The 13,037-nt window shown below is 46.6% G+C and carries 8 protein-coding genes; 3 read left to right on the forward strand and 5 right to left on the reverse strand.

Annotated elements, in window-relative coordinates; genetic code table 11:
• Positions 1-313 precede the first annotated feature (313 nt).
• The 4 genes from BLS03_RS18350 to BLS03_RS18365 are packed head-to-tail and all read right to left on the reverse strand — an operon-like array spanning position 314 to position 5,055.
• Positions 314-1,210: a TonB family protein gene (locus BLS03_RS18350; protein ID WP_093277355.1), complete on the reverse strand. Its 897-nt coding sequence runs from the start codon at positions 1,208-1,210 to the stop codon at positions 314-316.
• Positions 1,210-1,635: an ExbD/TolR family protein gene (locus BLS03_RS18355; RefSeq protein ID WP_176765634.1), complete on the reverse strand. Its 426-nt coding sequence runs from the start codon at positions 1,633-1,635 to the stop codon at positions 1,210-1,212. Before BLS03_RS18355 ends, BLS03_RS18350 begins: the two co-directional genes overlap by 1 nt.
• Entirely contained in the window at positions 1,632-2,261 is a 630-nt protein-coding gene (locus tag BLS03_RS18360) for a MotA/TolQ/ExbB proton channel family protein (RefSeq protein ID WP_093277362.1), read from the reverse strand. The genes BLS03_RS18355 and BLS03_RS18360 overlap by 4 nt, the downstream gene beginning before the upstream one ends.
• Positions 2,251-5,055 (reverse strand): M16 family metallopeptidase, encoded by a 2,805-nt coding sequence (locus BLS03_RS18365; RefSeq protein ID WP_176765635.1) that lies wholly within the window; start codon positions 5,053-5,055, stop codon positions 2,251-2,253. Before BLS03_RS18365 ends, BLS03_RS18360 begins: the two co-directional genes overlap by 11 nt.
• 235 nt (positions 5,056-5,290) lie before the next feature.
• Between BLS03_RS18365 and BLS03_RS18370 the strand changes: the two genes are divergently transcribed.
• Entirely contained in the window at positions 5,291-7,765 is a 2,475-nt protein-coding gene (locus tag BLS03_RS18370; RefSeq protein ID WP_093277368.1) for a TonB-dependent receptor plug domain-containing protein, read from the forward strand.
• A 55-nt stretch (positions 7,766-7,820) separates the two neighbouring features.
• Here the strand turns inward: BLS03_RS18370 and BLS03_RS18375 are convergent, their stop codons facing one another.
• Positions 7,821-9,710: a methyl-accepting chemotaxis protein gene (locus BLS03_RS18375; RefSeq protein WP_093277373.1), complete on the reverse strand. Its 1,890-nt coding sequence runs from the start codon at positions 9,708-9,710 to the stop codon at positions 7,821-7,823.
• 357 nt (positions 9,711-10,067) lie between these two features.
• On the opposite strand from BLS03_RS18375, the gene BLS03_RS18380 reads away from it, so the two are divergent.
• Positions 10,068-10,991, forward strand: coding sequence for a dienelactone hydrolase family protein (locus BLS03_RS18380; RefSeq protein WP_093277376.1), 924 nt, complete (start codon positions 10,068-10,070; stop codon positions 10,989-10,991).
• 164 nt (positions 10,992-11,155) lie between these two features.
• Positions 11,156-13,021, forward strand: coding sequence for a sensor domain-containing diguanylate cyclase (locus tag BLS03_RS18385; RefSeq protein WP_093277379.1), 1,866 nt, complete (start codon positions 11,156-11,158; stop codon positions 13,019-13,021).
• Positions 13,022-13,037: the final 16 nt, after the last annotated feature.

Here is a 13,037-nt window from a genome sequence, read left to right on the forward strand (position 1 = left end):
AAAGTGACAGCAAAACTTTTGGCGCCAAACTTATGACTACTAACATGAAAAATCATCATGTAAATACACGAGGCGAATATTTATTAGAAATATTAAATATATTTTCAATATATATTATGAATTTTTGTTTTTATTTTTGATTGTTTTTTGAACGTACACAGTCGGTATTTCATACCATTTAATTATGTTGATAGAAATATCGTCTAAACTCTCAATAGGTATGCCACACGGCACAATTTTAACAGTGACCGAATGCTATTTAATACTCACCTAAGATCATATGAATTTATATTTATATTCTCAGTGCATTAATCTATTTAATTTCATAACGAATAACAATTGAATAGACTCTTTGCTGCCAATTTAAATTATCAGGTGCAGTTGGATAAGGCTCTGCTTGCTTAACCAATTTGATCGCCGCACGGTCAAATTCCCTCACCCGAGAAGGTTCACTCAACTTATGTTTCAATACCTTACCATCGCGGCTTAGCACAAATTCCACCGTCACGTCACCACGCAAACGCTGAGCGCGCAGCACTTTCGGGGTACGCTTTTTCGATAGCAGATGCTCACGAATCAACAGGTCAAACTGCTGCTCTGCACTGCCTCCCTCTTGATGACTTTGACCACTGCTGGCAATTTTTTGCTCAGAAACATGCGCTCCTTGCTGACCTTGTTGACCGCTTGAACTCGCCGTCGCAACATGCGCCGCACTGTCTGGCGTTGGTTGAGGTTTTGGTTCGGTTTTTAGCGGTTTATTAGGCGATTTTGTTGGCTTAACAATATCAAGGGGTTGATGTTTTTTTGCCGTCTGCTTCGGCTTAACCGGCTTGGTAGGCTTAGGTTCGGCTTTTACATCAGAAGGCTGAGGCGTACTTTTAGGCGTTGCTTGCTTGCTAGGCAGCACAAGTTCTGGAATAGGGTCGGATTGCGGCTTCGAATCGGTTTCAGCCTGAGTCTCAATGTCAGGCTCATTCGGTTGAGGCTTAGGCTGCTGCGGCTGAGCTTTCATTGCCACACTGGCCGCTTGCGGCTTTGAAACGGCAGCGCCGGCAAGCGCCGCTTGTAGCCCAAGGCTGATTTGCATGCTGTCCACTTGGCGTGCGACCACCACTTTCTCAGACGGCCAATACTGCCAACCCGCGAATAACGCTGCGTGGATCGCGACAGAAAAAAACGTCGCGCGATAAAAACGCGAGTGGGTTTCCATCACGACTCACCTTGGCTCAGAGCTAAATGAGTGACGTTAAGATTCAGCCCTTGCAGAATCGAAAATAACTCGACGGCTCGCTGCATTGGTACCGATTGGTCGCTATGAATCACCACCGACATCTCTTCACCATACTGCTGCTTGAGCGCTGTGAGTGCAGCAACAAACGCAGGTTTAGAAGAATAACTCTGTTTATCTAGGTACCACTGCTCGTCATCAGGCTTAAGCGCCAATGTCACCACTTGCTTTTTAACTTGGCTGCTGACCTGCGTAGTGGAGGTTTTGGGCAATTGCACTTCCATGGTAAGACGCGGAATATTAATCATCAGCATCATAAACGCGATCAACACAAAAATAACGTCGATCATCGGCGTCATGGCGTCTTGAAAGGCATCCGGTTGGGTTTGTTCATCTAATTCAATCATGGCTGTGGCTCCGATACTTTCACGGTATCGGCGTGCAGCGTATGTGACAGATGATTCAGTAAATCGGTCGCTTGCGCCAAATGGCGACGAATCCGCGACTGAATCAAAGCGTGAAACAAAACGCATGACACGGCAATGACCATACCCGCAGCTGTGGTTGAGAGCGCTTGCCACAAACCATCCGCGATGATCGCAGGCTCTACAGGGCCACTATTTAAACCAATATCATGAAACGATCGCATCAAACCGATAATGGTTCCGAGCAACCCAAGCATGGGTGCCAGCGCTGCAATGGTCGTCAACCCAGACAGACGACGCTTGAGCAAATTGGCGTGGCGAAGCAGCGCAATTTTCACCGCTTCATCACGCAAGGTTTTATCGCTTTTTTGATGCACAGCCAGTACCTGAACAGCCGCTTGGTAGCCAGTGCGAGCGCTGGTAGCGATTTCAAGAGCTTTGGCGGTGTTTTTCTCTGTCAGAGCAGTAATAATTGAATGATACGTTTGCGCGCCCAATCCTTTGCAGCGCAGCACATAGCTGTATCTTTCAATAATTAGCGCCAGCGCGACCGCAGAGCACAGCAGCAAAGGCACACCCGTGGTAATTGACCAAACATCATTGGACATTCTGAATCTCCAAATTATCAGTAGAAGAAGCGGATTTTGGTAGCGAAATCAGCGTAGCCTGATCTCGCTGGGGAAAGATTTCCTGCGCTAGGGATTGCAGCGTAGGCGCATCCATTTCGAATTCCAAATTCAGCATTGAGCGCAAATATTGCGGGGAATCGTAACGTTGATAACTGAGCGCGAGACGACGTAACCAAGTGGTTGGCGCCTGTAAGCGCAGCTGCTCAGCAAAATGCACATCACGGCGAATTCGAGGGTAATTTTCATCGCTAAGTTGGCGCTGCGTGGCTGCCATCACCTCAGATGCGGCTTCGAGCAGGGTATTAACATTGTCTGGCGCGCTATTAAAAGTCAGCTCAGATCGTAACTGATTATCGATATCCAGCGTCATTTCAAAACCGATTCGATACACGCCGCCCATCTGATGACGCAGACGGTTTTTAAGATACTTTTGCATGATTGGCGTCAGGGTTGAAACCAAAAAGCTGCGCTCTGGCGTCCACTCAGTTGGCGTTTGCGATTTGACGATAACGCTGGCTTTATTCTCATCATAGCGAGCCACACTTTGCTTAGCGCGGCCCGGTGCAATGCTCGCCAAATGCGTGTTTAAGGTTTGCGTTACGCTAAGATTGGCTAGATATGGCAACACGCTGCGATGAACCAAGGATTCATCCAATTTGCCCACCAAAAATACCGTGCTGGGCTGCTCGCTAAGCTTGCGAATAATGTGGTTTAAGTCATCATTTGACAGCGCATCAATCTCAGTAAGAGTTGGTTGGAGGTTGCTCTCAGATTGAAACAAACTATCACGGGCGGTCTGCCATGCTGCGTGTTTCGAATCCAAGTGTTGTGCTTGCTCAGTTAAGCTGCGTTTAATCTCGGCGAGAGCATCAGCGCTCACGTGCCAATTGTGATGGCGCACATAGAAGCTTTTAAATAGCGCGTCCAATTGCTCTGGCTTGACGGCCGCTGACACGTCCAATTGGTCGGCCTTTTGCGCCCACGACCAATTAACACCGTGCGCCTTTTGCCACTGCTGCCAAGTATCGCTGGCCGCGAAATCCAAATCAGCCTGCTGCCAAACCTGCAAACCGGTTTGGGTTAACCACGCTGGAAATTGGTCATTTAGATAGCCTGCGTTAGACAGCGCTTTGATATACAGCTCCCCATCTGGTGTATTTCGGTCAAGCCATAGCAAACGATTACCGTTAGCCAAGTTCCATTCGCTCACTTTAGGCTCTAAATAACGGCGCTTACTGATGACTCGCGGCGGGGCTAATGTCAGAGTCGGTAGCACCAAGGACTGCACGCTGCCGTTATTCTCTGTTGTTGATTGGTCGCTTGCCTGTGACGTAGAAGTTGTCTCGCCAAGCACCAACGCATTCAAAGTTTGCTTTGCGACGGAGCGCTGTAGATCGCGTACTTGTGTTTGGGTCGGTAGCGCTTGCTTAACGCCGCCAGGAAGCTGGTAAAACACAAATTGGTCTTCGGAAGAAAGCAGCGCCCTCAAGCGAGCATTGACCTCCTCAAGCGTTAATTGGTTTAGCCAACGCCTGGTACGCTGAGTATAACGCTCATTATCTTCCACGACGGACTCCTGCATCAGTGCGGAGTTAATTTTGTCCTCCCACTGAGCGTAATTTCTTTTATCAACTAATGATTGATTGGAAGTAAGTACTTGCTGCGCTCGTTTCTTTAACTGATTAAACGCATCAGGATCCAACCCGTTTTGCCTTAAGCGTTCAACTTCGGTCACTATGGCCTGAAGACCTTGCTGATAATTACTGGTTTTCGCCGACAACGCGATGGTCAAACGCTGGTTGGTTGGCTCGTTAACAACAGCGCTTACGTAGTCGATACCTTGGTCCGCATAAAGTGGCGAACTCGCCCTAACCTGCTTGTTGATCAATTTACGCAAGAAGTAATTCTGCAAACGCTGATACAACCCTTCCATCTGCCCTTTGGGCAACATGGCGCTGCGAAAACCCATGGTCACCGCAGAAGTCGAGCCATGAGGGTCTTGCACTTTACCAATATAAAGTTGATCTTTGAGTGGCAATTCTAAGTAGTCGCGCTTTGGCGCTGCTTGCCAAGGCTGAGGCGCAAAATAATCCTGTATCGCTTGCTCAAATTCACGCTTTTCAAAATGGCCCGAAGCGATTAAAACCATGTTCGCAGGGCGATAATATTGATGATAGAAATCTTTAACTTGCTTTGAAGTCGTGGCTTCAATAGTGTTTTGATAGCCGATCGTCGGCCAAAGTGCATAACGAGAATCATGCCGCGTAACGCGCTTTTTGTCATCATTGATGCGACTGGCGACACTATCCCCCAAACGCAGCTCCTCAAGAATTACCTTTTTCTCAACTTGCCAATCTGGCGCTTTCATTTCAGCGTGAAAAGCAATGTCGGCGAGCAATTTCACTGACTGTGCAATATTCAGAGCATCGTGAGGGCGAGTTCTCACCATAAATTGGGTTTCCGTTTGGCGCGTCATGGCATTAATTTGCACGCCCGTTTTCCAACCCAGTTCGTCAAAGTAAGCATGTAAGCTCTTGCCATATGCCTGATTAGTGCGAAACACCATGTGTTCGACCATATGGGCAATACCTGGCGTTGTATCGTCTACCGACCCCACATTAACCACAAGCCGAAGATTGAACGGCTCACTGGCATCATCACTTTGATACGCCACGTAACGAAAACCATTGGCCAACTGTTGATGGTCAACTTGCGTTGTCCACTGCGGCGTGTGTTGAAGGTCAGCCGCAGAAATATCGGCCCATGCTGACATTGCTAACCCTAACGTTAACCAACCGGTGACGATTAACTTTAGTAGGCAATGGGATGAATATCTGAACATGATGAAATCGGTCTCACTGCATAAATTGCAAATGAAATTGCAATTGATAATGACTTTTATTTAGATTACCTATTGAAACGTTCCCGAAGATTACATTAAACTCCGAGCGATATCAAAATAATAACTTTATTAATAACAAGTCATTCACTCATACGGATAAGTGAAAATGAACAAAATAGCAGTGAGTTGCGTAGTGTTTGCTGCGCTACAGCCTTTTTATACCCTTGCGGATGACGACCCAGTAGATTTGGGAAGTATTGAAATCGTTGAACAAAGCGGCGATAACCAACAAGATGACACCACCGAGCCGGTCTATTCTAGCTACGACCCTATCGATTCAGGGACAACCGTGATCGGTGAACAATCGGTCAACAACGTGATGCCAGGTGGTATCGATACCACAGAAATTTTGGGAACGGTTCCGGGTGTGCAGCTCGACAACACCAAAAGTGTTGGCAGCAAAGAGAACATTCAGTCGCTGCGCCCACGTGATTTCTCGATTTCCGGCGGAAACTACTACGACAACAATGTTATGGTCGATGGCGTAAGTGCAACCTCGGCGCTGAACGTCACCAATAGCCAAATCAAAGATAGTAGCGACTCAGTGACTCTCAATTGGTATGAAGTCACCACTCAAACTTCGCAAACCTTATACGTTGATCCCTCTTTAATCGGCGAAGTGGAAGTATTTGACTCCAATATCTCAGCCAAATACGGCGACTTTCTCGGTGGCGTGGTCAACTACAAAATACGCCAGCCGAAAAAAGAGTTTGGTTTTAAATTCAGTGCCGGGTTTCAGAATGACAGTATGCTCAGTTTCCATGACAGAACATCGGAAGATGATGATGAACTAGGCGCTCCAGCTGATTTTACGAAATGGCAAACCTCGGTCGCTTTTGACCTACCACTGACCGATAAATTAAGTGTGCTTGCAGCTTATACTCGAGCGGAGTCTTCAGTCTCTTACCAAGACGAAAACTACTTTAACAACGTTGATCATGATAACGGTGATAAGTCGGAGAATTTTCTGCTTAAAGGCGTTTATGAGTACAGTTCGGATTTAACCTTAGAAGGGCAGATTCTGTATAGCCCTTACTCCAGTGAATATGATCGACCAGATCGTTATAACGATCATCAGGTTGGCTATTCAACGGGTCTTCAAGGCTACCTTTCCGCCAAGGGTTGGACTGGAAATACTTCTTGGGACTCTAAGCTATCCTATAATTCTAGCGATACTAGTCGTGATGCTGACAGCAATATCTATATTGCTTGGCGAGGAAGTTCCGTCGATTGGTGTAATAAAACCAGCAACTGTCTAGAAGGCAGTACAGGTGATTTACAACAACAGCAGCAAGATTATTCTTGGGATTTTAATGCGTTAACCCCCGTGTTTTCGGGTACGTTATCCTACGGTTCTCGGTTCAAATATACGTTTGCAGAAAGTCATCGGCCTGAAGATGCAACCTACTACGCCTTAGCAAAAAGCGCCTCCGGTGTAGATTGGCAATGTTCTGATGATGACCCTTCATGTAACGCAGGCAGTGTTACACGACGTAAATACATTTATAGCGCTTACGACGCTGATATCGGTGTCTATAGCCATGCGCTATGGACAGAGTATCAACAGAATATTCTTGACTCTGTTTCGGTACGTGCAGGGGTTAATTACTCGTACGATAATTTCCTAAATAATCATAATATTGCGCCGCGCTTTACCACCAGCTGGGAATTTCTACCGGAAACTTATCTGACCTTGGGAGCAAATCGCTACTTTGCGAATAATATGCTTTCCTACGCGCTTCGTTCAAAACAGCCGGCATCGGTATGTTACCAACGCGATGTCAACACCTCCGATGGCTCTATTTCCGACTGGGAGTCATGCAGTAGTCAACCATCAGCAAACGGATATCGAGTGGGTGAACTGGATACTCCCTACAGTGACGAACTCACCGCGGCGATTACGGTCCCGACGCCACTTGCTGGTAATGTGCGTTTGCAAACTGTGTATCGCAAAAACCATAAACAGTTTACCAAGAGTGATAAGCTGACCGACGCTGACGACAACGACTACTACCAACTTGAAAATGGAGGTGGCACTGACTATCTCGGTTATTCTATTGAGTGGACCGGACAATACGCTAACCACGCCTTTGGGTTAGATGCAACATGGTCAACTACTTATACCCATGGTCACACCAACTATATGAGTACTGACGATGACGAGACTGAAGAAGTCTATTATCAAGGTAGCGTGACAACCAAATCCGATATGTATAAAGACGATGTTCGTGATAACTACGCCGCTCCCTTTGTCGCTAAAGCTTCATGGCAAGCAAGTTGGTTTAAGAAACGTTTGTTGACCTCGACACTGGTTAAGTATCAAAGCGGTTACAAAACCTTGGAGGATACCGGTGACAATATCGACATCGATGGCAGCACTTATGATATATGGGAATTTGAAACCACTTCCCCCATCATCACCGTCGATTTCAATACCCAATACCGCTTCTTGGATTATCAAAAGCAACAAGCCAGTATTGGTTTAAAAGTCAGCAACCTGTTTGATTACGTCCCCGACGACTACGCTGAGGATTACGTAATTGGTCGCTCTTATTGGGTGAACTTTAGTTACGAAATCTAAGCGTTCGACAAAAAAATACCCACCATTTGGTGGGTATTTTTATTAGTAAAGCAGCTTAAAGCTTAAAGCGGGAAATTTCTTGACCAAGCTCATTGGCTAAGCGATGCAGCTCTTGAGCTTGAATTACCGCCTCTTGAGCATCATTCGCTAAGTGATCACTCACTTCACGCACCGACTCACTGTTTGAACTGATGTCCGATGTCACCAAGGATTGCTCTTCAGCAGCCGACGCAATTTGCGTTGCCATATCGCTGATTTGTTTAATCGCTTCGCTGATTTCATGCAAGCTGTCACCGGTTTGATTGACATCTTCGACGCTGTTTTCCACCAGCTTATGACTTTCCGTCATTACATCCACCGCAGTGCCGGTGACTTTCTGCAGACCAGAGATCTTGGCTTGAATCTCTTCTGTTGAAGCATGAGTACGCTGAGACAACACGCGAACTTCATCAGCTACCACAGCAAAACCGCGACCTTGCTCGCCAGCACGTGCCGCTTCAATCGCTGCGTTAAGAGCTAGCAAGTTGGTTTGCTCTGCGATATCTCGAATCGTCGATAGAATGGTCGAGATGTCCTTAGCGTGCACTTCAAGCTCCCCAATGATGCTAACAGCATTGCTTAACTCTTTAGCAAGCTGGTCAATTGACTGCTTGCTTTGCTGCATCTGCTTGTAACCTTGGGCGCCAAGCTCCACTGATTGGTTAGCATTTTTGGCGGTATTTTCCGCATTGCCAGCAATCTCGGCAGTCGCTGAGGCCATTTCGGTTACCGCGGTTGCCACCATAGTGATCTCGTCTTGCTGCTTACTGATGCGATCACTACGCTGAGTCGCAGCGTTCGCAGCATTATTGGCACGATCGTTAAGTGACAACGACACTTCGTGTACGTTTTTCACCATATTGTGCAAACGGTCAACGAACTTGTTGAACTTATCGGCCAATAGCCCGACTTCATCTTGACTCTTAACCTGCAAGCGACGCGTTAAGTCGCCATCACCTTCAGCAATATCGGCCAGTGCATTGGCGATTTGACCGAGTTCGTTTAACTGACGAGCCACAAACCATGACGTCAAAAGTGCCATAATGACCAATATCACCAAACCAATCGTACTTTGAGTCACCAACAGTTTATTAATTGGAGCTTCTAGTACAGATTTGTCCATCACCATCACCAACAGCCAGTCGGTGTTGTCGATGCTTTGTGCCATCAATACTTTATTTTTACCGTCAATTTTAAGCTCAAGTGGCATCAAGTCTTTAGAAGCATTGGCCAAGCGACCAATGGTCAAATCCGCAGACATCTCTTCGGTGGTTTTGAGATTAAGCTCTTTATTTGGGTGGGCAACGATGGTGCCCTTTTGATTGACGAGTATGGCGTAACCTTTGCCCGGTACTTTAATCGCCAAAACGTCTTTAATCAGTTTATCCAACGCCAAGTTTGAGGCAACCACACCCGTAAATTGGCCATTAACAAACACAGGGTCTGCCAAGGTCACCACTAAAGTTTGCATCGTGACACTGACGTAAGGATCGGTAGTAATAGGACCGCCAGCGGCTTTTGCTTGTTTGTACCAACCACGCACTCTTGGATCGTAGCCAGCTTTGTTTAGGGAAGGATCTTGACGGAACATCTCACCTTTTTCATTACCGTAATAACTCAGTCCAAACGAACCGGACTGAAAAGTTTGACGCAAATGTGGAACGACGTCTAAATCTGGATTTTTCTCGACTTCTTCTTTTAACCCTTTGATTGATTGTTGTTTGGTGTACATCCAATCGCCAATGCCTTTGGCATGGGCCATTAAGGTGTTTCGACTCTCGCTTTCAATAGCAAGCCAGCTCTCTTGCTTAAACGCTTGATACCCCGCAGCAACCAAAATGGCCGCTGTCAGTGCAATCGCGATAACCACAGAGAAAACCATTTTTCTCTTCAAACTCAATTGCATTACTTTACTCCTCGCAGAATGCTCGTGTGATTCTTAAACGGTCACACTTAAGTTGGAGATTAGTAGAAAACCTTCAATTTAGCGTGAAAACTTTTCGCTATTGGACATTTCCTCACCATATAAATAATCAGTTTGTTACCTTGTGGGAAAAAACGGCTGAAACTTATTGTTTTTTCAACCCCAAAATGAGTGCAAAAATGGCGTTCAGCCCTTATTCCACCTAGCCTTTAGAGAACTCCATGCCCAATAAAAACGCAACAAAAAATGTCAAACCATCGCGTTTTAGAAAATATCAACTAGGGTAATTATATCAACACGTTAAAACTACACTTTACTGCCAGCACAAGGAGTTGTGACATGCAAAAGAGCAAGCCGAGTCAACCTGAATTTCAACTGAGTAACGACATCGACATCCCGCAAGAAGCGTTTGACTGGTATGACGAATATGCCCATGGCTTGATTGACCGCCGTGAATTTCTTAACCGCTTAGCCGGGCTTGCGGTACTCGGATTTAGCGTCACCGCCATCTCTTCGGCATTACTGCCTAACTATGCGCAAGCAGAGCAAGTCTCATTTAACGACCCGGACATCGTCGCGACTTATCAAAAATTTGCGTCCCCACAAGGCCACGGTGAAGGGCAAGGCTATTTGGTGATGCCAGCCAACATCAAACACCCTGCCCCTGTTGTGCTAGTGATCCATGAGAATCGTGGTCTCAATCCGTATATTAAAGATGTGGCTAGACGGGTTGCGAAACAAGGCTTTATCGCTTTTGCACCAGATGCGCTTTATCCGGTTGGAGGTTATCCAGGTAATGATGATCAAGGTCGAGCAATGCAAAAAGACCTCGACCGCGCCAAGATTGAGGCCGATTTCATTGCGGCAGCAGAATATTTAAAAGCGCATCCAAGCGGTAATGGCAAACTTGGCGCTGTGGGCTTTTGCTTCGGCGGCTATGTAGTCAACATGCTCGCGGCGCGCATTCCAGACAAACTCGATGCCGGCGTTCCTTTTTATGGCACTCCAGCAGCAGAGTCGCTGCGCGATAACGTTAAAGGCCCGCTGTTGCTTCAGTTCGCCGAACTCGACACTCGAGTTAATGCCACATGGCCTGACTACGAAACAACCTTGAAAACCAATAAAGTCCCATACACGGCTTACGTCTATGACAAAGTGAATCACGGTTTCCACAACGATTCGACGGCTCGTTACGCACCGAAAGAAGCCGAATTGGCATGGGAGCGCACCATGGCGTTTTTTGAGCAAACCTTGAATAGCTAATATTGGCTGCTAAGTTCAAGTTTTTAACTTAAAGGCACTAACTGAAAGCTTTTAGCTTTAAAAGCATAACGCGTTGCACTTATCAGACATTGGCGTTGGAAGATTGGGCTTTATCGTCAATCGAACTACACTTGAAACAACTTCTGCCAAAAATGTGAACGTCGATGTCTAAGCACTTTGCTGATTTAAAGCGCCTGCCTACGCTGTTTGGGTTGATCGGCTTAGGGCTGCTGTTTATCGCCAGTAATCTCTTTACTGACTACTGGCTTTTTCGTCATCAGGCAGACCAACTGGCGCTTAACTCTGCCCATCATAAAGCGGCCAACATCGAAAAACGCATGCAAGCCTACTTTCAACGCATCGTGAACACCGCAACGGCGGTGAGAAAAACGTTACAATCCCCGCAATCACTTGGGCAGCAGCAGTTTGCCAATATCGGCCAATCGATATTGGCAAGCAATCCAGAATTTGTTCGTCTGCGCTTAATCGGCCTTAACCAGCAGACGTGGACGGTCGACCAAAACTCGATCACTATCGGATCACCTTTATCTGTCACCCCAAACGCCAACATCGCGTTAGCCCAACCTCAAACACCCGGTCATGGCGATGTCTGGTTCGCGAATTTACATCCGGTTCAGGGAAGCAGTTACGTATTCGACGTTCTGACTCAGGTCGTTATCCAAAACCAAAATGAGAGCTTGTTAGCCATCACCATTTCCGCCGATGCATTGCTCGATAACCTAACTCAGGATTCCCTATATCGTATTGCGCTGCTCAATGATGAAGGCAAGATCATTTACCAGAACAGTGACGACGCCGAGCACAATATTCAATCTCTCGAGCAACAAGCAGCAGATTACATCAAATCACAAAGTAGTCACTTAAACGCTTCACCTCAAACGGTTATCAGCGATAAACTATTTATCTCAAAAATCACCTTTCCCAACCAAGCTTCGGTGTATTTAATCCTCAGTCTCAATGCGCCGTTTTCGGAGGCGCAGCAGCAGTCTTTTGCTAACAGTGCCATCATCAGTTCACTAATAGGGTTAATCCTGATCACGCTGATTTATGCGCTGTGGCGAACCTTCTATCATCATTTGAACATTCTATTTGACCGCCAAGGTAGCACCATTGGCGAGCTTAAACGCATCAACAACCGAGCCGCAGAGCTACTGAAAGAAAATCGCCTATTTTTGGATCTCGCCTCCGACGGTATTCACATCCTCGATAGCGAAGGAAACATGGTGGTGTGCAGCCGATCTTTTGCCGATATGCTCGGCTATAGCCATGAAGAAGCGTTAGAACTGAACGTGAAAGATTGGGATGCTAAGCTCCCTCGCGAAGAGATCACACTGATTATGAAATCGTTTCAAGAAAGGCCACAAGCCTTTGAAACACTTCATAAACGTAAAAACGGTTCGGTGTTTGATGTGGAAGTCAATGTGCGTTGGATAAACAGTCAATCCGGCGCCTATTTTTACGCATCGTCGCGGGATATTTCTGACCGCAAAGCGCTGGAACGCAAACTCGAACATATTGCTACCTATGATTCGCTCACCAATGTGCTGACTCGCCGTGAGTTTATTCGCCGTTTTCGTTTGGAACTTGAGCGTTATCAGCGTCACCCAGACACACCGCTGACCTATGCCATGTTAGACCTTGACGATTTTAAGGCGATCAACGATCAATACGGCCATAGTGCAGGAGACTTAGTGCTGAGTAGCGTGGCAAACGTGATTAAAACGTCACTGCGCAAAAACGACATTATCGGCAGGCTTGGCGGAGAAGAACTTGGCATTGTCTATATCGGTGCGACGTCGGATTTTGCTCTTGCGTCCATTGAGCGCATTCGTAAACGCATTCACGATACGGTGATTTTGCATCACCAACAACGTATTCCCTGCACCGCCAGTATTGGCATTACTGACGTGCAATTTTCTGATCGCAAAATTGAAGATGTGATGGAGCGTGCTGACAAGGCACTGTATCTCGCCAAAGCACTGGGCAAAGACCGCGTCGAAGCCTGCTAAGCCCAGCTCCGTGGTG

Source organism: Vibrio xiamenensis (genome assembly GCF_900100015.1).
Lineage (GTDB): Bacteria > Pseudomonadota > Gammaproteobacteria > Enterobacterales > Vibrionaceae > Vibrio > Vibrio xiamenensis.

Excerpts from the sequence above, each read along its gene's own strand:
- BLS03_RS18350 (WP_093277355.1), bottom strand. The coding sequence starts at position 1,210 with ATGGAAACCCACTCGCGTTTTTATCGCGCGACGTTTTTTTCTGTCGCG.
- BLS03_RS18355 (WP_176765634.1), bottom strand. The coding sequence starts at position 1,635 with ATGATTGAATTAGATGAACAAACCCAACCGGATGCCTTTCAAGACGCC.
- BLS03_RS18360 (WP_093277362.1), bottom strand. The coding sequence starts at position 2,261 with ATGTCCAATGATGTTTGGTCAATTACCACGGGTGTGCCTTTGCTGCTG.
- BLS03_RS18365 (WP_176765635.1), bottom strand. The coding sequence starts at position 5,055 with ATGTCAGCATGGGCCGATATTTCTGCGGCTGACCTTCAACACACGCCG.
- BLS03_RS18370 (WP_093277368.1), top strand. The coding sequence starts at position 5,291 with ATGAACAAAATAGCAGTGAGTTGCGTAGTGTTTGCTGCGCTACAGCCT.
- BLS03_RS18375 (WP_093277373.1), bottom strand. The coding sequence starts at position 9,710 with ATGCAATTGAGTTTGAAGAGAAAAATGGTTTTCTCTGTGGTTATCGCG.
- BLS03_RS18380 (WP_093277376.1), top strand. The coding sequence starts at position 10,068 with ATGCAAAAGAGCAAGCCGAGTCAACCTGAATTTCAACTGAGTAACGAC.
- BLS03_RS18385 (WP_093277379.1), top strand. The coding sequence starts at position 11,156 with ATGTCTAAGCACTTTGCTGATTTAAAGCGCCTGCCTACGCTGTTTGGG.